We start from the raw sequence: 20334 nt of genomic DNA, 5'->3' as shown, positions 1-20334 counted from the left end.
GTCCCTCACACTGTCGGAATGCGTCTCTCGCGGCAATTCGCCACCACGACTTCGGCATCTATTGTCTTCAATCCATCGGGCAGCGCCGGCGAGATGGTGTAAACCGCATCCCCCCGCCAAAGGCCAGCCTCAACTTCCCGTGTCGTCCGCACGTGGCGGGCAAATCCGTAGCCGCGGATCAGCGCATATTGCGCCGCGGCGCATTCGGCATAGTCGGCCACGTCCTGCACATCCCGCGCGCCGGTCATCTCGACGTGGAAATTCACCAGATCGCCCTCGAGCAGCCGGGTCTCGATGCCCCGGTACTCGGGCTCGAACGGGATATCGCGCGCCGTCTCAGACATCTCGCAGCCGCCAAGCGCCATCACGGGCAGCAGTGCCGCCCGGAGCCATATCGGGATATGCGCGATCATTCAGCCGCAATTCGCTTCTCCGTCCGGGCCTTGTGGGCGGCGCTGAGCTCGGCCATCAGGGCGCTGGCCCGCGCAATCGGATTGGTCAGGTAGAAATCCGTGACCGCGCCGCGGAAGTCGGCCTCGCCCAATTTGCCCGCCTCCAGCGGCTGCCAGTCGTTCTCGGCGACCTCGTCGATCTTTTTCAGATGCGGCACCGCCTTGACCAGCGCCTGACGCAGCTGCGCGAGGCTGTCAAACGGCAGCTTGGCGCCCAGCTCGCCCGAGAGCGCCCGCAGGATCGCCCAGTTCTCCTTGGCCTCACCAGGCGCAAAGCTCGCCCGCAGGGCCAGCTGCGGCCGGCCCTCGGTGTTGACGAAGAGGCCGTTTTCCTCGGTATAGGCCGCGCCCGGCAGGATCACGTCGGCCCGATGCGCGCCGCGGTCGCCATGGCTGCCCTGGTAGATCACGAAGGGCCCCTCCCCGATCTCGATCTCGTCGGCCCCGAGGTTGTAGACCACATCGGCGCCGTCCAGGGCCGCCGTCATGCCGCCCTCGGTCACCGCGCCCACGTCCATCGCGCCGACACGGCCGGCGGCGCCGTGCAGCACCAGGAACTTGCTCTCGGTATGGGCGGCAAACTCCATCGCCTTGGCCAGCACCGCCGCGCCATCGGCCTCGCGCAGCGCGCCCTGGCCGATGATCACCAGCGTCTCGCGGCTGAGCGCGTCGGCGTTGTCGCCGTCCACCAGCTTCTGAAGCGCGGCGCGGTCGCTGCCGATGTGGAAATAGTCATAGGTCAGATCGACCGCCTCGCCGACCACGCCGACCTTGGCGCCGCGCGACCAGGCGCCGCGGATGCGGGCGTTGAGCACCGGGGCCTCGAGCGCCGGGTTGCAGCCGATCAGCATGATCGCGCCGGCGCTGTCGATATCCGCGATCGACGCGGTGCCGACATAGCCCGAGCGGTTGCCGGCCGGCAGATGCGCGCCATCGGTGCGGCATTCGACATGGCCGCCCTGCCCCTCGATCAGCGCCTTCAGCGCATAGGCGGCCTCGACCGGGGCCAGATCGCCTACCAGCCCCGCCGCCTTCTCGGCCCCTTTCAGGGCCTCCGCGGCCCGGCTCAGCGCCTCGGGCCAGGTCGCCGGGCGCAGCTTGCCGTTCTCGCGGATGTAGGGTTTGTCAAGACGTTGCCGGCGCAGCCCGTCCCAGACAAAGCGCGTCTTGTCGGAGATCCACTCCTCGTTCACGCCGTCATTGTTACGCGGCAGGATGCGCATCACTTCGCGGCCCTTGGTGTCGACCCGGATGCTCGATCCCAGCGCGTCCATCACGTCGATGGTCTCTGTCTTGGTCAGTTCCCACGGCCGGGCGGTGAAGGCATAGGGCTTCGACACCAGCGCGCCCACCGGGCAGAGGTCGATGATGTTGCCCTGCAGGTTGCTGTCCAGCGTCTCGCCGAGATAGGCAGTGATTTCGGCATCCTCGCCGCGCCCGGTTTGCCCCATCTGGGTGATGCCGGCCACCTCGGTGGTGAAACGCACGCAGCGGGTGCAGGAGATGCAGCGGGTCATGTGGGTCTCGACCAGCGGGCCGAGGTCGAGATCGTCAACCGCGCGCTTGGGCTCGCGGAAGCGCGAGAAGTCGACGCCATAGGCCATCGCCTGATCCTGCAGGTCGCATTCGCCGCCCTGATCGCAGATCGGGCAATCCAAGGGATGGTTGATCAGCAGGAACTCCATCACCCCCTCGCGGGCCTTCTTGACCATTGGCGAGTTGGTCTTGACCACCGGCGGCTGGCCCTCGGGGCCGGGGCGCAGGTCGCGCACCTGCATGGCGCAGGAGGCGGCGGGTTTCGGCGGGCCGCCCACCACCTCGACAAGGCACATGCGGCAGTTGCCGGCGATCGACAGGCGTTCGTGATAGCAGAACCGCGGCACTTCGATGCCGGCGACCTCGCAGGCCTGGATCAGGGTCATCGCCCCGTCCACTTCCACTTCCTTGCCGTCGATGATGATCTTCTTCAGGTCGCTCATGGCTCTCACTTCGCTTTCAGAAAGGCACCGATCTGGCTGCCCTTCTCGATCTCTTCACGTCCCAGCGCGCAATAGGTCTCGGGCTGGCCGCCGACCACGCCGCGCGCCTTCATATAGGCCGCGGCCTCGCCCTCAAGCCGCTTGCGCTCGGACTTGCTCTCGACGAACTCCTCGATCGCCTCGGCGCTGTAGCCCATGTCGCGGGCCTGCGCCTCAAGCGAGCGGATGAAGGACCATCCGGCAATCATCCGCGCACCCATCGTCGGGCAGGCAATGCGGATCTGATCGGCGATCATCACCGCGCGCAGGCCGTCGTTGATCGGCTTGACCGTCGCCAGGGACGGCAGTGCCAGCGCGGGGCCGGCCAGCGCGAGGAGCATCACGATACCAAAACGTTTCATGTCAGACACCGTCCTTTCAGCACGACCTTGTCACCGTCCATTGGCAGCACCTCTGCCTCTGGAGAGACCTCCCAGGCAATATCGGAGACGCCGAAATTGAGGATGCAATAGCGCGTCCCCTGATAGCGCACCGCTTCGCGCACGCCCGCGGCGCTGCGCGCGGCCGGGCCGGCGCTGGCAATGAAATCCCGCCGGTCGGATGTGTCGGCGGTCTCGGCCCTGCCGCGGAAATCGACGCCGTCGAAGGTGACGCTTTTCGAGGAAAAGAAATCCGTCACGCCGCCGCAGGCGGAAAGCCCGAGACCGGCAAGAAGAAGGAGGAGGGCCTGCGGCTTCATCGCTCTCATTCCGCCGCCATCGCGCCCATGCGGCCGGTCTTCTTTGCCTTGATCCGATCCTCGATCTCCTCGCGGAAGTTCTTGATCAGACCCTGGATCGGCCAGGCCGCGGCATCGCCAAGCGCGCAGATGGTATGGCCCTCGACCTGCTTGGTGACGTCGAACAGCATGTCGATCTCCTCGACCTCGGCCTCGCCGCGCACCAGCCGGTCCATCACCCGCATCATCCAGCCGGTGCCCTCGCGGCAGGGCGTGCACTGGCCGCAGCTTTCGTGCTTGTAGAACTTCGACAGCCGCCAGATCGCCTTGATGATGTCGGTCTGCTTGTCCATCACGATCACCGCCGCGGTGCCGAGGCCGGAGCCCAGCTCGTTGCGCAGGTAATCGAAGTCCATGATCGCGTCCTTCATGTGCTCGCCGCGCACGCAGGGCACGGAAGAGCCGCCGGGGATCACCGCCAGCAGGTTGTTCCAGCCGCCGCGGATGCCGCCGCAGTGCTTGTCGATCAGCTCTTCGAAGGAGATCGACATCGCCTCTTCGACGACGCAGGGGTTTTCCACATGGCCCGAGACGGCAAACAGCTTGGTACCGGCGTTGTTGGCGCGGCCAAACCCGGCGAACCATTCCGGCCCGCGGCGCAGGATGGTCGGCACCACCGCGATGGATTCGACGTTGTTCACCGTGGTCGGGCAGCCGTAGAGGCCGGCGCCGGCCGGGAACGGTGGCTTCATCCGGGGCATGCCCTTCTTGCCTTCGAGGCTCTCGATCAGGGCGGTTTCCTCGCCACAGATATAGGCGCCGGCGCCGTGGGTCAGGTAGATGTCGAAATCCCAGCCCGAGCCGGAGGCGTTGCGGCCCACCAGACCGGCATCATAGGCCTCGTCGATGGCGATTTGCAGCGCCTCGCGCTCGCGGATGTATTCGCCCCGGATGTAGATATAGCAGGCATGGGCCTGCATCGCGAAGCTGGCAATCAGGCAGCCTTCGATCAGCGTATGCGGATCATGGCGCATGATCTCGCGGTCCTTGCAGGTGCCGGGCTCGGATTCGTCGGCGTTGACCACCAGATAGGCAGGGCGGCCGTCGCTTTCCTTGGGCATGAAGGACCACTTGAGACCCGTGGGAAAGCCCGCGCCGCCACGACCGCGCAATCCGCTCGCCTTCATCTGGTCGATGATCCAGTCGCGGCCCTTGCCGATGATGTCCGACGTGCCATCCCAGTGGCCGCGCTTCTTGGCGCCGTCCAGCGTCCGGTCATGCATCCCGTAGATGTTGGTAAAGATCCGGTCCTGATCCTCGAGCATGTGCGATGCCACCTTTTAATTGCCCTGACGCTTGCGCCAGATCTGATAGATATTGACGAACGCCCAGATGAACGCCGCCAGGGCCAGCAGATCGATCAAGAGCGCATAGCGCCCCGCCAGACCGATCCTGGGCCCGATAAACTGGGCCGCGAGCCAGGCCAGCATGGTGCCGGCAATCACCAGCGCGGTGACGCGCCCCTGCCGTGCGATCTGCTGTTCGGTCTCGCGTGTCATGCCCACTTCCTCAGCGGCGGCCGGGCTCGTAGCGCCAGCTGCCCTTGCGTGTGCTCAGTTCTGCCTCGCCGGCCAGAACGGCCGAGGGGGTGATCAATGGCCGGGTCGGTGCCGCCGGAGCTGCAGCCGGGGCCGGTTTCGCGGGGGCCTCTTCGGCCGGTCCGGCCTCCTCGGCCCTTGCGGGCTTCGGTGTGCCCTCATAGCGGTAGCTGCCCTTGCGGCCGGCCAGTTCCGCCTCTCCCGCCAGCGGCGCAGAGGGCGACACGCGCACGGCCCGCGGCTGTTGCGCGACCTCGGGGGCCGGTTCGGGCGCGGGCTGCGGGGTCGGGGCCACGCCGGTTCCCGCGGGGGCGGCCGCGGTGCTGGTGCTTGCGGCGGCGGCGCTGCGGCTGACCGGGCCGTCACGGCTGTCGCCGCAGACCAGGCGGGTCAGGCCGACCCCCATCACGCCATAGCCGATCAGGCCGGTCAACAGGGCGCTGAAAAACCCGAGCCCGGTGGTCAGGAACAACAGCACGAAAAGCAGCGCCCCGGCTCCGGCGGCGCCTTTCCAGCAGATGCTGCGGCATTTTCCCTGTGTCATCCCGGCCATGGCTCTCACTCCCGTCTCACTGGTGTCGATGTTGCGAAACATCTCACTCCTTATCACGGGTGGCGGTGTCAGTCTCGCCACCTTCGGCCAGGACCTTGGCCTGAGACATCCAGTCGTCGCGGCTCACCCGCCCCTTGAAGCCTTCGAGGTTGTGATCGACCCAGGCGACCTCTTCCTCGGACCAGTTGGCAATCTGGTCGAAATGATAGAACCCCAGCCGATGGCACATCTTTTCGAGCTTGGGACCGATGCCCTTGATCTTCTTGAGGTCATCGCCCTTGCCGTCGCGCGGACCCTCAAGCGCCTGAGGGCGCTGGCCGACGGTGACCGCCTCGCCCTCGGGGGCGGCCTGCGCCCTTGCGGGCTCGGGCGCCTTGTCGGGCGTGCTGTCAGAGCTGTCACCGGAGTCATCGGCGGTGACGTTCTCGACATCCTCGGTCGGATGGCCGGCCGCCTCGGCCTCGGTCTCGGGCGACCGCGACGAGATCGGGTGGCCCTTGGTGGTGGCATGGGCCTCGCGCGTGTCGATGCCGGTCTCATCGACCGGATCGCCCTTCGACGGGCGCGGCTGCGGGGTCATCGGGGTGGTCACGCTGGCCGGCTTGTCGTCGTGGTTGCCGCCCTGCTGCCAGGGCGCGCGCAGTGCGACCTCACTGCCGTCGATCCGCTTGATGGTGTCGCCAATATCCGTCGCCAGCTGCGCCGAGGCGTTGTACTGATGGCGGTCGTCGCTGCCCTCGGCAAGGCTGGTCAGGCCCGCGGCCGGCTCCGACGTATAGCGCCCGTTCTGCGGCCCCGGTACCGGCACCTTGCCGGCCGCCAGCTCGTCGATGATCTCGGCCAGGCGCTCGGTCGTCAGGTCCTCGTAATAGTCCTTGCCGATCTGCGCCATCGGCGCATTGGCGCAGGCGCCCAGGCATTCCACCTCTTCCCAGGAGAACCGCCCATCCTCCGAGAGCTGGTGCGCCGCAGGGGCAATTTTCTCGCGGCAGACGCCGATCAGGTCCTCGGCGCCGCAGATCATGCAGGACGTGGTGCCGCAGACCTGGATATGTGCAAGCGATCCAACCGGTTGCAGCTGGAACATGAAGTAGAACGACGCCACTTCCAGCACCCGGATATAGGCCATGCCCAGCATGTCGGCGACATGTTCGATGGCCGGCCGGGTCAGCCAGCCCTCCTGCTCCTGGGCGCGCCACAGGATCGGGATCACGGCGCTGGCCTGGCGGCCCTCGGGGTATTTCGTCACCTGCGCTTCGGCCCAGGCCAGATTGGCCTCGGTAAAGGCAAAGCTTTCGGGTTGATCAGGGTAGAGACGTCGCAGCATCAGGCTTTTCCTTCCGCAACCAGGCGGCAACCGGTCAGGACCTGGTACTGACCACCCAGAAATTCGCTCAGCGCGGCAAAGACCGCTTGTGTATCCGTGTTCTCGGGGCTCAGATCGCCCGGCGAGACATCCCTCAGCCGTTTTGACAGGCCGCGGAGTTTCTGGGCCAGGTAGGCCCGGTATTTGTCGAGGCTTTCCAGCACGCTGGCCTTGGTCAGCCCGGCATCGAGCGCATCGAGTTTCGGCACCACCTCGCGGTGGAACAGCGCCAGCCGCTCGGGCGTCTCGACCGCCACCTGCGGCGGCCAGACCTCCTGTGTCAGCATCTCGGGCACCGCGGCGCGCAGCACCCGGTCAAGCTCGGCGGCGTCGTCGAAGTTGTCGAAGCAGATGTCGAGCTTGCGTTCCAGAAAGCGGGTTTCCGAGGCCTCGACAAAGGAGGTCCGAGCATACCACGCCTGCACCGCGACAAACAGCGCCGCCACCAGCGTCGAGGCCGCCAGAACGGTGGTCGAGGGATCCCGCGCCGGACGCGGCGTGCCGGTCCCGCTCATGCGCCCTGCCCCCGATATGCCCGCGGCGTCAGCCTCATGCAGTGCAGCTCCCCGAGATCAGCCGCACGCCGCCGCTTTCCAGCCGCAGCGCCTCGTCGCGGGCCAGCTTCTGCTCGGTAATGGCAATGGCCTGTTCACGGGTCAGACCGGCCTGGAACTCGAGCGCGCCGTAATCGGCCTCGCTGACCAACTGGCAGCCTAGCGTCGCGACAGCGGCATCATAGGCCGCAAGGTCCTCGACCCCGGTGCCCTGCGGTGGCAGCGCCATGCAGCCGGCCAGAGCCGGTGCGAGGATAAGGAAAAGCCCGTAACGTCCTGTCTTCACCGGTCGATCTCCCCGAAGACCACGTCCATCGTGCCGATGATCGCCGCCACGTCGGCCAACTGGTGGCCGGTGGCCACATAGTCCATCGCCTGCAGATGCAAAAAGCCCGGCGCGCGCAGCTTGGCACGGTAGGGCTTGTTGGTGCCGTCGGCCACAAGGTAGACGCCGAACTCGCCCTTGGGCGCCTCGACCGCGGCATAGACCTCACCCGGCGGCACATGGAAGCCCTCGGTATAGAGCTTGAAATGGTGGATCAGCGCTTCCATCGAGGTCTTCATCTCGGTCCGCGACGGCGGGGTGATCTTGCCCCGTGCAAGAATGTCGCCCTGCCCCTCGGGAGCGCGCAGCTTCTCGATCGCCTGGTGGATGATCTTCAGCGACTGGCGCATCTCCTCCATGCGGACGAGGTAGCGGTCATAGCAGTCGCCGTTCTTGCCCACCGGGATCTGGAAGTCGAATTCGTCGTAGCATTCATAGGGTTGCGCGCGGCGCAGGTCCCAGGCCAGCCCCGAGCCGCGGACCATGACGCCGGAAAAGCCCCATTCGAGAATGTCTTCCTCGGTGATCACACCAATATCGGCGTTGCGCTGCTTGAAGATGCGGTTCTCGGTCAACAAACCGTCGATATCGCTCAGCACGACGGGAAACTTCTGCGCCCAGGTCTCGATATCATCGAGCAGGTCCGGGGGCAGGTCCTGATGCACGCCGCCGGGCCGGAAATAGGCCGCGTGCAGCCGCGCGCCGCAGGCCCGCTCGTAGAACACCATCAGCTTCTCGCGTTCCTCGAACCCCCAGAGCGGCGGGGTCAGCGCGCCCACGTCCATCGCCTGCGTCGTGACGTTCAGCAGGTGGTTGAGGATGCGGCCGATCTCGGAATAGAGCACCCGGATCAGCGAGGCGCGGCGCGGCACCTCGACGCCGGTCAGCTTCTCGATGGCGAGACACCAGGCGTGTTCCTGGTTCATCGGCGCTACATAGTCGAGCCGGTCGAAATACGGCAGGTTCTGCAGGTAGGTCCGGCTCTCCATCAGCTTCTCGGTGCCACGGTGCAGCAGGCCGATATGCGGGTCGCAACGCTCGACGATCTCGCCGTCAAGCTCGAGCACCAGCCGCAGAACCCCGTGCGCCGCAGGGTGTTGCGGGCCGAAGTTGATGTTGAAGTTGCGGATTTTCTGTTCGCCGGACAGGGCGTCGGTGCTGCCGTCGTCGAATTTCGAGCCGTCCATCATCAGCGCTTCTCCATTTCCTGAAGCTTGGTGGCCATAAGCCACAGCAGGATCAAGGTGCCGAGCGGGATGATGCAGGCCAGCGCCCAGAGCTTGTCATAGCCGAAATGCGGCAGCAGTTTCATCATCGGAATGATGGTCAGCACCGCCATGACGATCCAGATCAGCGTGCCCATCACTTGGCCTCCTTGCTGACATGGCCGTCCGGCGCAGTCTTGTCATCGCCGGGCAGGATATACTCGGCACCCTCCCAGGGACTCATGAAATCGAACTGCCGGTATTCCTGAACCAGGTTCACCGGCTCGTAGACCACGCGTTTGAGCGCCTCGTCGTAGCGCACCTCGGTGTAGCCGGTGGTCGGGAAATCCTTGCGCAGCGGGAAGCCGCGAAAGCCGTAGTCGGTGAGGATGCGGCGCAGGTCCGGGTGGCCCGAGAACAGGATGCCGAACATGTCGAACACCTCGCGCTCGAACCAGTTGGCCGAGGGGTGAATGCCGGTGATCGAGGGCACCATCGCCTCTTCGCGGATCGACAGGCGCAGGCGGATACGGTGGTTCTGGTACATCGACAGGAAGTGATAGACCACGTCGAAACGCTTCTGCCGCTCGGGATAATCCACCGCGGTGATGTCGACCAGCGACGAGAACTGGCAGTTCGGATCGCTGCGCAGGAATTCCACCAGCCCGGTCAGGTTGGCCGGCGCCACGTTGATGGTGAGCTCGTCATGGTCGACCGACCATCCGAGAACGCAGTCGGGGCGTTTCAGCTCGATATGCGCGCCAAGCTCTTTCAGTGCTGCGGTCATCGCGGTCCCCTACCTTGTGATCGTGCCGGTGCGGCGGATCTTGCGTTGCAGCTGCATCAGGCCATAGAGCAGCGCCTCGGCCGTCGGCGGGCAGCCCGGCACGTAGATGTCGACCGGCACGATCCGGTCGCAGCCGCGCACCACGGAATAGCTGTAGTGGTAATAGCCGCCGCCATTGGCACATGATCCCATCGAGATCACGTAGCGCGGCTCTGGCATCTGGTCATAGACCTTGCGCAGCGCCGGGGCCATCTTGTTGGTCAGCGTGCCGGCCACGATCATCACGTCGGACTGGCGCGGGCTGGCGCGCGGCGCGATGCCGAAGCGCTCGGCGTCATAGCGCGGCATCGAGGTATGCATCATCTCGACCGCGCAGCAGGCCAGACCAAAGGTCATCCAGTGCAGGCTGCCGGTGCGCGCCCAGTTGATGATGTCCTCGGTCGAGGTCAGCAGGAAGCCCTTGTCCTGCAGCTCGGCATTCAGCATCTCGGTGCCGGCCGGCAGGTCAGAGGTATCGAGCGGCGCCAGCGCCGAGGGGCCGGATTTCACCCGGTCGTGCTGCGGGCCCATGCCCTGCACCTCGGTGACATCCGCCTCGGGTGTTTGGTTCACTGCCATTCCAGCGCCCCCTTCTTCCATTCATAGGCAAAGCCGATGGTGAGCACTGCAAGGAACACCATCATCGACCAGAACCCCACCATCGAGATGTCGCGGAAGCTGACCGCCCAGGGGAAAAGGAAGGCGATCTCGAGGTCGAAGATGATGAACAGGATCGACACCAGGTAGAACCGCACGTCGAACTTCATCCGCGCATCATCGAAGGCGTTGAAGCCGCATTCGTAGGCCGAGACCTTTTCCGGGTCGGGGTTGCGGACGGCGAGGATCACGGCGGCCAGGATGAGGACAATGCCAAGTCCGACGGCGACGGCGAGAAAGACGAGAATGGGGAGATATTCCCTGAGCATCTCTTCCACGGGGCAGGCTCCTTTCAGCACGCAGGTCGGGCGTGCGCTCAAATGGCTCGCTGGGCTTGTTCCGGGTTTATCGCTGCCGCCCAAGGGGGTCAATCCACCCGAGAGATATTCGCAATATTAGCTCGAGTCATTAATCGCCCGAAATCTAGGGGTTTCCGGGCGATTTCATCGGGTATCGTGCCTGTCACTCAGGCAAGGTGTCATGCGCTAACAGGGCGTGAGCTGACAGGCCGCCCCGCCCTGCCCCGCAATCGCCACCGCCCCGGACCCGATCCGGGGCCGCGCCCTCCGCCTCAGGCCCAGCCGGGCTTGCGCTTGTCGAAGAACGCGGCAATGCCCTCCTGCGCCTCGGCGCTCTCCCAGCGCTCGGCCAGTGCGCCGGCGGCGAAATCCATCTCCTCCTGGCCGACCCCGCCGCCCAGCGCCCGGATCAGCGCCTTGGCCTCGCGCACCGCGCCCGGCGCGCAGGAGAGGTAAGGCGCCACCTCGGCCTCGACCGCCGCGTCCAGTTCGGCCTCGGGCACCGCGCTGGCGACCAGCCCCAGCGCTACCGCTTCGTCCGCGCCAAAAATCCGCGCCGACATGAAGACCCGCCGCGCCATCGCCGGCCCCATGCGCTTGAGCACGAAGGGCCCGATATTGGCCGGGATCAGCCCCAGCCGGGTCTCGGTGAAACCGAATTTCGCCGTCTCGCTGGCGATCACCGCATCACAGACCGCCATCAGCCCCATGCCGCCGCCAAAACTGTTGCCCTGCACCCGGCCAATCAGCGGTTTCGGCAGGGTGTCGAGCGCCTGCAGCATGGTCGAGAGCTTGGCGCTCTCGCGCCGGCGCGTCGCCGCGTCCATCTCGAACTGCGCGCGCATCCAGCCAAGATCGCCACCGGCGCAAAAGCTCTTGCCCTCCGCCGCCAGCACCACCACGCGCACCGCGTCATCCGCGCCCAGCGCCTCGGCCGCGGCCACCAGATCGGCCAGCATCTGCGCCGACATGGCGTTGTGCTTCTCGCTCCGCGCCAGCCAGAGCGTGGCGACACCGCGGTCGTCGGTCTCGATCCTCACCGTCTCATACATCGTCTCTCTCCTGCCGCATCCGCCGCGCCATCCCGGCCGCCGCGTCGATCACATCGCGTTTCAGCCCGGTCTCGTAGCCCAAGCTTGCCAGCCGGTCGGCCACCGCCTCGGTCGCCACATTGCCGGCCGCGCCCGGCGCGTAGGGACAGCCGCCAAGGCCCCCGACCGCCGCGTCAAAGACCCTGAGGCCCTTCGCCAGCGACGCCTCAATATTGTCGAGCGCGCGCCCGGCGGTGTCGTGGTAATGACCTGCCAGCTTTTCTGCCGGCACCTGCTCTGTCACCGCCTCCAGCATCGCGGTGATCCCCTCCGGTGTGGCCCGCCCGATGGTGTCGCCGAGCGAGATCTCGTAGCAGCCCATGTCCAGCAGCGCCCGCGCCACCCGCGCCACGTCCTCGGGCGGCACCGGCCCGTCATAGGGACACTCCACCACGCAGGAGACATAGCCCCTGACCGGCAAGCCCCGCGCCTGCGCCGCCTCGGCCACCGGCCGGAAGCGCTCGAGGCTCTCGGCGATGGTCGCGTTGATATTGGCCTTGGAGAACCCCTCGGAGGCCGAACCGAAGATCGCCACCTCGTCGGCCCGCGCCGCAATCGCCCCCTCGAGCCCGCGCATGTTGGGCGTGAGCGCGGCATAGGACACCCCTTGGGCGCGGGTGATCCCGGCCAGCACATCGCCCGAGTCCGCCATCTGCGGCACCCATTTCGGGCTCACGAAACTGGCGCATTCGATGCGGCGAAACCCGGCCCGGCTGAGGCAGTCGACCAGCGCGATCTTTTCCGCCGTCGAGATCCGGCGCTTTTCGTTCTGCAACCCGTCGCGCGGGCCGACCTCGAATATCTCGACAGACCTGCTCATGCGCTCACCTCCTCCAACGGATAGAAGTCGCGGTCATAGAGGTCCTGCTCACCATCGCGCGCCTTGGCCCGCTGATAGCCCGGCCGCTCCTTCAACCGGTCCCAATAGGCCTGCAGCCGCGGGAACTCGTCGAACCGCACGTAGTAGCGCGCCAGCTCGAACCCGTAGGAGAACATGATGTCCGCCGCGGAAAAGCCGGAGGCGAGGCAATACTCCCGGTCCCAGCGCGCCTCCATCGCCGCCAGCGCCGCGCGCAGCCGCGCGGTCAGCAGCTTGATCACCGTGGGCGAGGCCTCTGCCGGATCGCGCAGGAAGACCCGGTTGAGATTGAGGTTCTCGACAAGGCAGCCCATGGTCTCGGAATAGCCGATGAACTCGAGGTAGCGCGCCCGGTCCGCCGCGCCCGGCCCCGGTTGCAGCCTTGGCTCGGGATGCTGCTCGCAGAGCCACTGCAGGATCGCGCCGCTTTCGAACAGCACCTCATCGCCATATTCAAGCGCCGGCACCCGGCCAGCCGGCGACAGCGCGCGAAACGCCTCTGTCCGCATCGAGCCATCGCGGATCGAGTAATAGGAGACCTCGAAATCGAGCCCCAGCTCCTCCATCAGCCAGAGCACCCGGAACGACCGGCCCAGCGGCACGTGATGCAGCCGGATCATGCCGCCGCCTCGTCATCCTCGGCCAGCCGGATCAGCGCCGCCCCGGCCTCGACCTGCGCGCCGGCCGCCACCAGCACCTCGGCCACCACGCCATCGCGCGGCGCGGTGAGCGCGTGTTCCATCTTCATCGCCTCGAGCACCGCCAGCCGGTCGCCCGCCTGCACCTCCTGACCGGCAGTAACATCGACCTTCTGCACCATTCCCGGCATCGGCGCCTCGATCACAGAGGCATCGCTCGCCGCCCCGGCCGCCCTGTCGAGCGCCCGGATCACCCGGTAGGCGCGGCCATAATCGGCAAACACCGTCACCACGTCGCCCGCCACCGCAAAGGGCCAGGCCGCCCGGCCGTCCAGAGTCCAGCCGCCGGGGCCGCGCCGCGCCGCGATCACCCGGTCACCGATCTCGACGTCGCAGGCCGCGGGCCCCCGGCTCATCAACCGCAGCGCATGGCGTGTCTCGCCTTCGTCCAGCACCAGAGTGCGCGCCAAAGGTTGCCAAAGCGTAAACCCGGTTGCCCAATCGTCCCCCTCCCAGAGACCGGCCTCGACCAGCGCCGCCTGCGCCAGCGCCGCCGGATTGTCTGCGGGCACCTCGGTAAGCTGCGCGATCTCGCGCCCGATCAGCCCGGTATCCACCTCGCCGCGGCCGAAGCCCGCGTGCCCCGCCAGCGCGCCGAGGAAAGCGAGGTTGGTGACCGAGCCCGCCACCTCGGTGCGCGCCAGGGCTTGCCGCAGGCGCTTCAGCGCGATCTCGCGGGTCGGCCCATGGGTGATCAACTTGGCGATCATCGGGTCGTACCACGGGCTGATCTCATCGCCCGCGCGCACCCCGGTATCGGCCCGCGCACCTTCGGGAAAGGCCAGATGCGTCAACCGCCCGGTCGCCGGCAGGAAGCCAGCCGGCACATCCTCGGCATAGAGCCGCGCCTCGAAGGCATGACCGTCGATCGACAGATCCTCCTGCCGCGCCGGCAGGCGCTCGCCCGCCGCCACCCGCAGCTGCCATTCCACCAGATCGACGCCGGTGATCATCTCGGTGACCGGATGCTCGACCTGCAACCGGGTGTTCATCTCCATGAACCAGAAGCCATCGGCGCGCAGCCCGCCAGAGCCATCGACGATGAACTCCACTGTCCCGGCGCCGCTGTAGCCGATCGCCTCGGCCGCGCGCACCGCCGCCTGCCCCATGGCGGCGCGCATCTCCTCGGTCATGCCGGGCGCCGGCGCCTCCTCGATCACCTTCTGGTGACGGCGCTGCAGCGAACAGTCGCGCTCAAAGAGATGCACCGCGCTTTCGCCGTCGCCAAAGACCTGCACCTCGATGTGCCGCGGCTGGCTGACGAATTTCTCGATCAGCACCGCATCATTGCCAAAGGCGGTGCGCGCCTCGGCCCGCGCGCTCTCCAGAGCGCGCTCGAATTCGCCCGGCTGCTCCACCAGCCGCATCCCCTTGCCGCCGCCGCCCGCGACCGCCTTGATCAGAACCGGATAGCCGATTTCGTCGGCGCGCGCCGCCAGCCCGTCCTGCGAGGCGCCGTGATAGCCCGGCACAACCGGCACCCCGGCCTCTTCCATGAGCTTTTTCGCCGCATCCTTCAGCCCCATCGCCCGGATTGCCTTGGCCGAAGGACCGATGAAGGTCAGCCCCGCCGCTTCCACCGCCTCGACAAACTCCGGGTTCTCGCTGAGAAACCCGTAGCCCGGGTGGATCGCCTGCGCGCCCTCGGCCAGCGCAACCTCGATGATCTTGTCGCCGCGCAGATAGCTTTCGGCCACCGCCGCCGGCCCGATGCAGCGCGCCGCATCGGCCATCGCCACATGCGCCGCGCCTGCGTCCGCCTCGGAATAGACCGCCACGCAGCGCACGCCCAGCGATTGCGCCGTCTTCATCACCCGACAGGCGATCTCGCCCCGGTTTGCGATCAGGATCGTGTCAAACATCGGTTTCTCCCAGAAAATCTTCGACCAGCCGGAACCGTTCGCAGACAAGCAGCATGTCCGGGCTCCAGCCACCGTTGCGTTCGAAATAGGCGCGATGGTCGCGCTGCCAGCCGGGCAGATCCGCGCTCTCGCCCTCGGCCATGGCGAAATCGGCCTCAACCTCGTCAAAGCGGCACTGGCGCAGGTCCAGGGTCTCGATCACCAGCGCCGGGCGGCCCGCCCAGTCGAGCGCGATGTCCCGGCGTCCGAGCTCGGGCAGGGTCTCGCCGCCCTCCTGAAACTCCCGCAAGGCGCCGCAGGTGGCGGTCTTGCGCCCGGAGCGCACCAGCGCCAGCAACTCGGTGCAAAGCGCTGCGCTGTCGCCGAAGGTGAATGTCGTGGCGCCGGGATAGCGGGCCTTGGCTTGTTCAAGGTTCATTGCAGGCCTCACATCCGAAACACGCCGAAGCGCGTCTCGTCGATCGGTGCGTTCAGAGCCGCAGACAGCGACAGCGCCAGCACCTCGCGCGACTTGCGCGGATCGATGATGCCGTCGTCCCAAAGCCGCGCCGAGGCATAGAGCGGGTGGCTCTGTTCCTCGAACATCTCGACCGTCGGGCGCTTGAACTCGGCCTCTTCGTCGGCGCTCCAGCTGCCGCCCGAGCGTTCGATGGCGTCGCGTTTCACCGTCGCCAGCACGCCCGCCGCCTGCGCCCCGCCCATCACCGAGATCCGGCTGTTGGGCCAGGTCCAGAGGAAGCGTGGCTGGTAGGCGCGGCCCGACATGCCGTAGTTGCCGGCGCCGAAGGAGCCGCCGACCAGCATGGTGATCTTGGGCACCGAGGTGGTGGCCACTGCCGTCACCATCTTGGCGCCATGCCGCGCAATCCCCTCGTTTTCGTATTTGCGGCCGACCATGAAGCCGGTGATGTTCTGCAGGAAGACCAGCGGCGTCTTGCGCTGCGAGCAGAGCTCGACGAAATGCGCGCCCTTCTGTGCCGCCTCGGAAAACAGCACGCCGTTGTTGGCGATGATCCCCACCGGGCAGCCCTTGACCTGCGCAAAGCCGGTCACCAGGGTCTCGCCGAAGCGCGGCTTGAACTCGTCGAAATACGAGCCGTCGACCAGCCGGGCGATCACCTCGCGAATGTCATAGGGCGTGCGCAGGTCGCCCGGCACCACGTCGAACAGCTCTTCGGGGTCATAGGCCGGCTCCTCTGCCGTAGGGTGGGTTTGCAACCCACCGCTGCCGGGCCCGCCCAGCGATCCCACCGCCCGCCGCGCCAGCGCCAGCGCGTGGCTGTCGTCCTCCGCCAGGTAGTCCGCCACCCCCGAGAGCCGGGTATGCACATCGCCGCCGCCGAGGTCCTCGGCGGTCACCACCTCGCCCGTCGCCGCCTTGACCAGCGGCGGCCCGGCGAGGAAGATCGTGCCCTGCTCCTTGACGATGATCGTCACGTCCGACATTGCCGGTACGTAAGCCCCGCCGGCGGTGCAGGAGCCCATGACCACCGCGATCTGGGCAATCCCCTTGGCCGACATCCGCGCCTGATTGTAGAAGATCCGGCCGAAGTGGTCGCGGTCCGGGAACACCTCGTCCTGGTTGGGCAGGTTGGCACCGCCGCTGTCCACCAGATAGACACAGGGCAGATGGTTCTCCTCGGCGATTTCCTGAGCGCGCAGGTGCTTCTTGACCGTCATCGGGTAATAGGTGCCGCCCTTCACCGTGGCGTCGTTGCAGACCACCATGACCTCGCGCCCCATCACCCGGCCGATGCCGGCAATCGCGCCTGCCGCCGGGGCCGCGCCATCGTACATGCCATGCGCCGCGGTGGCGCCGACCTCGAGAAAGGGCGAGCCGGGGTCGAGCAGGTTGGCCACCCGCTCGCGCGGCAGCATCTTGCCGCGAGAGACATGCCGCTCGCGCGATTTCGCGCCGCCGCCGGCCGCGGCGGCCTCGGCCGCCTCCTGCACCACGCGCAGCGCCTCTTCATGCGCCGCGCGGTTGGCCCTGGCCGCGTCCGATCCGGTCACCAGCTTCGATGTCAGCTTCATGTTCCGCGCCTCCTGCGCAATTCCGGCCCTCCGGCGAGGGCCCTTCGTCCTGTCTGTTGCAATGTCTCGGCGCCCATTTCCGACGCATGGTTTTCGACGCCGGTCATCAGCGCTCCGGCCGCGCCTTTGGCCGGGGCGGCGGCGGTGGGTCGGCCCATCCCGCGCGCACTGCCGGCTCCGCCAGCCCGAGGTAGCGCCCCACTTGCCAGGCCAGCAGCGCGGACTTGAGCCGCAGGTTGGCCTCGCGCGCCGCGCACCAGGTTGCCATCGCCTCGGTCGCCCCGGCGCAATCCGGCCCGGCCGAGACATCCCGCGCCAGATGCCAGGCCGTGTGATAGAGCCGCTCCGGCAGGCTCTCGCCCTCTGTCTCGGGCTCGGGCAGTCCCGCCATCACATGCCCGTGCAGCACATGCTGTGCGCCGGCCAGCGCCTTCTGACAGGGCAGCGGCGCATCTGACCGGTCGCAGCGGGTGACGCCGATGTTGCCGCAGTATTCCACCCCGCGCACATCCCAGAGGTCGAAATCCGCGGCGTCGAGCGGCCGGTCGCGATGCATCTGCAGCGTCCACTCGTAGCGCGCCACCTCGGCGTCGATGCAAGCGTCGAGCGGCGGCAGCGCCTCCTGCCCGCGCGCGCCATCGGCAAGGCCCAGCACGGCCAGGGCAGCCGCCATGGTGATCTGCGCCCCGCCCGTCATTTCAGGCCCGGTAGTCCGGGTTTTCGTAGTCGAAACGGCAGCCCGCCTCGAAGGCCTTGCGGTCGTTGCCCTCGTTTGGGTAGCCGCCGGCGTCGTGCAGCATCCGGGCCGCGTGCATCAGGTTCCAGGTCATGATCGTGGTGTTGCGGCGGGTGAAATCGTTGTCGAAGCCCACCGGTGCGTCGCCCTCCTGCGCATCCCCATAGGACGGCCCCGGCCCGGCCTCGCCGATCCAGCCGCAATCGGCCTGCGGCGGGATGGTGTAGCCCAGGTGCGACAACGCATAGCCGATGGTCATTGCCGCATGCTTGATGCCGTCCTCGTTGCCGGTGATCACGCAGCCGCCGACCTTGCCGTAATAGACCGACTGGCCCTTGTCGTTGAGCTCGCCCGACATGCCATAGAGCCGCTCGATCAGCACCCGGCAGACCGAGCTTTTCTCGCCCAGCCAGAGCGGCGTGCCGATCACCAGAATCTGCGCGGCCTGCACCTTCTCCCAGATCTGCGGCCAGTCATCCTGCCCCCAGCCGTGTTCGGTCATGTCCGGATAGACCCCCGGCGGCACCTGCCAGTCGAGCAGATGCAGATGCTCGACGCTGATGCCTTTCTTTTCCATGATGTCCGCCGAAGCGCCCATCAACAGGCGGGTGTGGCTCGTGTCGCCGTCCTTCTTCAACGAGGTGTTGATGTAGAGCGCCTTCAGCCCGGCAAATCTAGCTGTGACTGTCATCTGGTTTCCTCCCATGGGGTCGAGCCTAGCACAGCCTACTCACCCAGGTCCTTTTTCAGCTGCTCCAGCTCGCGATCGAGGAAGAAGGAGGTGATCGATCGGATCACCACCAGCAGCCCGAGGAACATCAGGTCCGAGAAGGCAAGGCTCAGCGCGGTGTGGATGATGTCCGACACGATGAAGAGCTCGAGCGAGGCCAGGATGTAGCGGCCAAGCTCGATGCGCTCGCGGTTGGTCTTGTTGACGCGGTCCGAGCCGCGCTGGAAGATCTCGGCGCCGGTGACGCCAACGATGAAACGCACCGCCCCCAGCAGGATCAGCACCACAGCAGCGATATCGACGATGGCGGCGGCCCATTCGAGGAGTTCCACAAGCCAGTGAAACTGGCCATGCAGAATGCCGCCCTCGAGTTCCAGATCGACAAGACTACCCAAAATCACACCCCTTCTCGCTGCGCGTCGGTTCGCTCTCCCAACCCGGGCCCGGAAGCCGCGGTTCCGTTCAGCCCATCTTGCTCATCATCTCGCGGCCGATCAGCATGCGGCGGATCTCGCTGGTGCCGGCGCCGATCTCCATCAGCTTGGCATCGCGGAAGATGCGGGAAACCGGGGTCTCGTTCATGAAGCCCGCGCCGCCCATCGCCTGCACCGCCTGATGCGCCACCACCATCGCCTCCTCGCTGGCATAGAGACAGCAGGCGGCGGCGTCCTGACGGGTGACCTCGCCGCGGTCGCAGGCCTTGGCGACCTCGTAGACATAGGCGCGGGCCGAGTTCATCTTGGTGTAGATGTCCGCGAGCTTTCCCTGCATCAGCTGGAACGAGCCGATCGGCTGGCCGAACTGCTTGCGCTCGGCCATATAGGGCATGATCTCGTCGAGACAGGCGGCCATGATGCCGGTGCCGATCCCGGCCAGCACAACCCGTTCGTAATCGAGGCCCGACATCAGCACGCGCACGCCGCGGCCCTCTTCGCCGAGGATGTTGTCGAAGGGCACCTCCACATCCTCAAAAACCAGCTCAGCGGTGTTCGAGCCGCGCATGCCGAGCTTGTCGAAATGCTTCGACGTCGAAAACCCCTTCATCTCCTTCTCGATCAGAAAGGCGGTGATGCCCTTGGACCCGGCCTCGGGGTCTGTCTTGGCATAGACCACAAGTGTGTCGGCGTCGGGGCCGTTGGTGATCCAGAACTTGTTGCCGTTGAGACGGTAGTGATCGTTGCGCTTTTCGGCTTTCAGCTTCATCGACACCACGTCAGAGCCGGCGCCTGCCTCCGACATCGCCAATGCGCCCACATGTTCACCCGAGACCAGCCGCGGCAGGTATTTCTGCTTCTGCTCGGCGGTGCCGTTCAGCTTGATCTGGTTGACGCAGAGGTTGGAATGCGCGCCGTAGGACAGCGAGACCGAGGCCGAAGCCCGCGCGATTTCCTCGACCGCGATGACATGCGCAAGATAGCCCATGCCGGCGCCGCCGTATTCCTCGGGAACCGTGACGCCCAAGAGACCCAATTCGCCCATCTCTTTCCAGAGTTCGTTGGGGAATTCGTTCTTGGCATCGATTTCGGCTGCCATCGGCCGGACCCGGTCCTGCGCCCAGCGGTGCACCATCTCGCGCAGCGCGTTTACGTCTTCGCCCAGATCAAACGCCATCACCGCGTTGAACATGACCTCTCCCCTCCGGTTAATGAACAAGTGTTCAATAAATTCATACCAGCAGGTTTCGAGTCGGTCAATGGCAGAGATCCGGCCGTCGCGGCGCCAAGCATCGCGGCGAACTGACGGGCACACTTTATCAGAGGCATGCCTCCGGCATGACGATGCGTGGCGGGCT

At 66.6% G+C, this 20334-nt stretch carries 25 protein-coding genes; all 25 read right to left on the bottom strand.

The genetic code is table 11. The annotated features are described in order from the left end of the window. Window positions 1–5 precede the first annotated feature (5 nt). The 25 genes from VOI27_RS01020 to VOI27_RS00900 all read right to left on the bottom strand — a co-directional run bounded on the left by VOI27_RS01020 (window position 6) and on the right by VOI27_RS00900 (window position 20168). On the bottom strand, window positions 6–413 hold the full coding sequence (locus tag VOI27_RS01020; protein ID WP_416374623.1) for a hypothetical protein: 408 nt from the start codon (window positions 411–413) through the stop codon (window positions 6–8). After that, entirely contained in the window at window positions 410–2431 is a 2022-nt protein-coding gene (gene nuoG / locus VOI27_RS01015) for an NADH-quinone oxidoreductase subunit NuoG (protein WP_323763413.1), read from the bottom strand. Before nuoG ends, VOI27_RS01020 begins: the two co-directional genes overlap by 4 nt. Window positions 2432–2436: 5 nt before the next feature. Next, window positions 2437–2832 carry a DUF5333 domain-containing protein gene (locus VOI27_RS01010; protein WP_323763412.1) on the bottom strand — a complete coding sequence of 132 codons (396 nt, stop codon included), beginning with the start codon at window positions 2830–2832 and terminating at the stop codon, window positions 2437–2439. Further along, complete coding sequence (locus VOI27_RS01005) at window positions 2829–3170, bottom strand: hypothetical protein (RefSeq protein ID WP_323763411.1); 342 nt, start codon at window positions 3168–3170, stop codon at window positions 2829–2831. The genes VOI27_RS01010 and VOI27_RS01005 overlap by 4 nt, the downstream gene beginning before the upstream one ends. Before the next feature lie 5 nt (window positions 3171–3175). Then, window positions 3176–4474 carry an NADH-quinone oxidoreductase subunit NuoF gene (nuoF, locus tag VOI27_RS01000; RefSeq protein ID WP_323763410.1) on the bottom strand — a complete coding sequence of 433 codons (1299 nt, stop codon included), beginning with the start codon at window positions 4472–4474 and terminating at the stop codon, window positions 3176–3178. A gap of 15 nt (window positions 4475–4489) precedes the next feature. Beyond that, window positions 4490–4708: a DUF5337 domain-containing protein gene (locus tag VOI27_RS00995; protein WP_323763409.1), complete on the bottom strand. Its 219-nt coding sequence runs from the start codon at window positions 4706–4708 to the stop codon at window positions 4490–4492. 10 nt (window positions 4709–4718) lie between these two features. After that, entirely contained in the window at window positions 4719–5300 is a 582-nt protein-coding gene (locus tag VOI27_RS00990; protein ID WP_323763408.1) for a hypothetical protein, read from the bottom strand. Between the two features lie 43 nt (window positions 5301–5343). Continuing rightward, window positions 5344–6627 carry an NADH-quinone oxidoreductase subunit E gene (locus VOI27_RS00985; RefSeq protein ID WP_323763407.1) on the bottom strand — a complete coding sequence of 428 codons (1284 nt, stop codon included), beginning with the start codon at window positions 6625–6627 and terminating at the stop codon, window positions 5344–5346. Then, window positions 6627–7181 carry a hypothetical protein gene (locus VOI27_RS00980; protein ID WP_323763406.1) on the bottom strand — a complete coding sequence of 185 codons (555 nt, stop codon included), beginning with the start codon at window positions 7179–7181 and terminating at the stop codon, window positions 6627–6629. Before VOI27_RS00980 ends, VOI27_RS00985 begins: the two co-directional genes overlap by 1 nt. Before the next feature lie 34 nt (window positions 7182–7215). Beyond that, window positions 7216–7506, bottom strand: a complete 291-nt coding sequence (locus tag VOI27_RS00975; RefSeq protein ID WP_323763405.1) for a hypothetical protein — start codon at window positions 7504–7506, stop codon at window positions 7216–7218. After that, window positions 7503–8732 (bottom strand): NADH-quinone oxidoreductase subunit D, encoded by a 1230-nt coding sequence (locus tag VOI27_RS00970; protein WP_323763493.1) that lies wholly within the window; start codon window positions 8730–8732, stop codon window positions 7503–7505. The genes VOI27_RS00975 and VOI27_RS00970 overlap by 4 nt, the downstream gene beginning before the upstream one ends. A gap of 2 nt (window positions 8733–8734) precedes the next feature. Next, complete coding sequence (locus tag VOI27_RS00965) at window positions 8735–8908, bottom strand: hypothetical protein (RefSeq protein WP_323763404.1); 174 nt, start codon at window positions 8906–8908, stop codon at window positions 8735–8737. Next, the gene (locus tag VOI27_RS00960) at window positions 8908–9537 is read right to left on the bottom strand and encodes an NADH-quinone oxidoreductase subunit C (RefSeq protein WP_323763403.1); all 630 of its coding nucleotides are present in this window, start codon (window positions 9535–9537) and stop codon (window positions 8908–8910) included. Before VOI27_RS00960 ends, VOI27_RS00965 begins: the two co-directional genes overlap by 1 nt. A gap of 9 nt (window positions 9538–9546) precedes the next feature. Continuing rightward, window positions 9547–10023, bottom strand: a complete 477-nt coding sequence (locus VOI27_RS00955; protein WP_323763492.1) for an NADH-quinone oxidoreductase subunit B family protein — start codon at window positions 10021–10023, stop codon at window positions 9547–9549. Between the two features lie 122 nt (window positions 10024–10145). Beyond that, window positions 10146–10511 carry an NADH-quinone oxidoreductase subunit A gene (locus tag VOI27_RS00950; RefSeq protein ID WP_323763402.1) on the bottom strand — a complete coding sequence of 122 codons (366 nt, stop codon included), beginning with the start codon at window positions 10509–10511 and terminating at the stop codon, window positions 10146–10148. A 293-nt stretch (window positions 10512–10804) separates the two neighbouring features. Beyond that, window positions 10805–11584 carry a crotonase/enoyl-CoA hydratase family protein gene (locus VOI27_RS00945; protein ID WP_323763401.1) on the bottom strand — a complete coding sequence of 260 codons (780 nt, stop codon included), beginning with the start codon at window positions 11582–11584 and terminating at the stop codon, window positions 10805–10807. After that, window positions 11577–12443 carry a hydroxymethylglutaryl-CoA lyase gene (locus VOI27_RS00940; RefSeq protein ID WP_323763400.1) on the bottom strand — a complete coding sequence of 289 codons (867 nt, stop codon included), beginning with the start codon at window positions 12441–12443 and terminating at the stop codon, window positions 11577–11579. The genes VOI27_RS00945 and VOI27_RS00940 overlap by 8 nt, the downstream gene beginning before the upstream one ends. Then, window positions 12440–13102 (bottom strand): glutathione S-transferase family protein, encoded by a 663-nt coding sequence (locus VOI27_RS00935; protein ID WP_323763399.1) that lies wholly within the window; start codon window positions 13100–13102, stop codon window positions 12440–12442. The genes VOI27_RS00940 and VOI27_RS00935 overlap by 4 nt, the downstream gene beginning before the upstream one ends. Then, window positions 13099–15042: an acetyl/propionyl/methylcrotonyl-CoA carboxylase subunit alpha gene (locus tag VOI27_RS00930; protein ID WP_323763398.1), complete on the bottom strand. Its 1944-nt coding sequence runs from the start codon at window positions 15040–15042 to the stop codon at window positions 13099–13101. The genes VOI27_RS00935 and VOI27_RS00930 overlap by 4 nt, the downstream gene beginning before the upstream one ends. Then, complete coding sequence (locus VOI27_RS00925; protein ID WP_323763397.1) at window positions 15035–15460, bottom strand: ASCH domain-containing protein; 426 nt, start codon at window positions 15458–15460, stop codon at window positions 15035–15037. The genes VOI27_RS00930 and VOI27_RS00925 overlap by 8 nt, the downstream gene beginning before the upstream one ends. An 8-nt stretch (window positions 15461–15468) precedes the next feature. After that, on the bottom strand, window positions 15469–17076 hold the full coding sequence (locus VOI27_RS00920; RefSeq protein ID WP_323763396.1) for a carboxyl transferase domain-containing protein: 1608 nt from the start codon (window positions 17074–17076) through the stop codon (window positions 15469–15471). Window positions 17077–17182: 106 nt separating this feature from the next. After that, complete coding sequence (locus VOI27_RS00915; RefSeq protein WP_323763395.1) at window positions 17183–17749, bottom strand: hypothetical protein; 567 nt, start codon at window positions 17747–17749, stop codon at window positions 17183–17185. 25 nt (window positions 17750–17774) lie between these two features. Continuing rightward, on the bottom strand, window positions 17775–18503 hold the full coding sequence (locus VOI27_RS00910) for a flavodoxin family protein (protein WP_323763394.1): 729 nt from the start codon (window positions 18501–18503) through the stop codon (window positions 17775–17777). A 35-nt stretch (window positions 18504–18538) separates the two neighbouring features. Beyond that, entirely contained in the window at window positions 18539–18943 is a 405-nt protein-coding gene (locus VOI27_RS00905; RefSeq protein WP_323763393.1) for a DUF1622 domain-containing protein, read from the bottom strand. A gap of 61 nt (window positions 18944–19004) precedes the next feature. After that, window positions 19005–20168, bottom strand: a complete 1164-nt coding sequence (locus VOI27_RS00900; protein ID WP_323763392.1) for an isovaleryl-CoA dehydrogenase — start codon at window positions 20166–20168, stop codon at window positions 19005–19007. Window positions 20169–20334 lie beyond the last annotated feature (166 nt).

Origin of the sequence: Marinovum sp., assembly GCF_034669705.1 — a bacterium.
Taxonomy (GTDB): domain Bacteria; phylum Pseudomonadota; class Alphaproteobacteria; order Rhodobacterales; family Rhodobacteraceae; genus Marinovum.
Note: the sequence above shows the minus strand (reverse complement) of the source record. Positions and strands in the feature narration are given on the sequence as shown.

Coding starts and splice junctions, on each gene's coding strand:
- VOI27_RS01020 (WP_416374623.1), bottom strand. CDS start 413: ATGATCGCGCATATCCCGATATGGCTCCGGGCGGCACTGCTGCCCGTG.
- nuoG (WP_323763413.1), bottom strand. CDS start 2,431: ATGAGCGACCTGAAGAAGATCATCATCGACGGCAAGGAAGTGGAAGTG.
- VOI27_RS01010 (WP_323763412.1), bottom strand. CDS start 2,832: ATGAAACGTTTTGGTATCGTGATGCTCCTCGCGCTGGCCGGCCCCGCG.
- VOI27_RS01005 (WP_323763411.1), bottom strand. CDS start 3,170: ATGAAGCCGCAGGCCCTCCTCCTTCTTCTTGCCGGTCTCGGGCTTTCC.
- nuoF (WP_323763410.1), bottom strand. CDS start 4,474: ATGCTCGAGGATCAGGACCGGATCTTTACCAACATCTACGGGATGCAT.
- VOI27_RS00995 (WP_323763409.1), bottom strand. CDS start 4,708: ATGACACGCGAGACCGAACAGCAGATCGCACGGCAGGGGCGCGTCACC.
- VOI27_RS00990 (WP_323763408.1), bottom strand. CDS start 5,300: ATGGCCGGGATGACACAGGGAAAATGCCGCAGCATCTGCTGGAAAGGC.
- VOI27_RS00985 (WP_323763407.1), bottom strand. CDS start 6,627: ATGCTGCGACGTCTCTACCCTGATCAACCCGAAAGCTTTGCCTTTACC.
- VOI27_RS00980 (WP_323763406.1), bottom strand. CDS start 7,181: ATGAGCGGGACCGGCACGCCGCGTCCGGCGCGGGATCCCTCGACCACC.
- VOI27_RS00970 (WP_323763493.1), bottom strand. CDS start 8,732: ATGGACGGCTCGAAATTCGACGACGGCAGCACCGACGCCCTGTCCGGC.
- VOI27_RS00965 (WP_323763404.1), bottom strand. CDS start 8,908: ATGGGCACGCTGATCTGGATCGTCATGGCGGTGCTGACCATCATTCCG.
- VOI27_RS00960 (WP_323763403.1), bottom strand. CDS start 9,537: ATGACCGCAGCACTGAAAGAGCTTGGCGCGCATATCGAGCTGAAACGC.
- VOI27_RS00955 (WP_323763492.1), bottom strand. CDS start 10,023: ATGCTGAATGCCGAGCTGCAGGACAAGGGCTTCCTGCTGACCTCGACC.
- VOI27_RS00945 (WP_323763401.1), bottom strand. CDS start 11,584: ATGTATGAGACGGTGAGGATCGAGACCGACGACCGCGGTGTCGCCACG.
- VOI27_RS00940 (WP_323763400.1), bottom strand. CDS start 12,443: ATGAGCAGGTCTGTCGAGATATTCGAGGTCGGCCCGCGCGACGGGTTG.
- VOI27_RS00935 (WP_323763399.1), bottom strand. CDS start 13,102: ATGATCCGGCTGCATCACGTGCCGCTGGGCCGGTCGTTCCGGGTGCTC.
- VOI27_RS00930 (WP_323763398.1), bottom strand. CDS start 15,042: ATGTTTGACACGATCCTGATCGCAAACCGGGGCGAGATCGCCTGTCGG.
- VOI27_RS00925 (WP_323763397.1), bottom strand. CDS start 15,460: ATGAACCTTGAACAAGCCAAGGCCCGCTATCCCGGCGCCACGACATTC.
- VOI27_RS00920 (WP_323763396.1), bottom strand. CDS start 17,076: ATGAAGCTGACATCGAAGCTGGTGACCGGATCGGACGCGGCCAGGGCC.
- VOI27_RS00915 (WP_323763395.1), bottom strand. CDS start 17,749: ATGGCGGCTGCCCTGGCCGTGCTGGGCCTTGCCGATGGCGCGCGCGGG.
- VOI27_RS00910 (WP_323763394.1), bottom strand. CDS start 18,503: ATGACAGTCACAGCTAGATTTGCCGGGCTGAAGGCGCTCTACATCAAC.
- VOI27_RS00900 (WP_323763392.1), bottom strand. CDS start 20,168: ATGTTCAACGCGGTGATGGCGTTTGATCTGGGCGAAGACGTAAACGCG.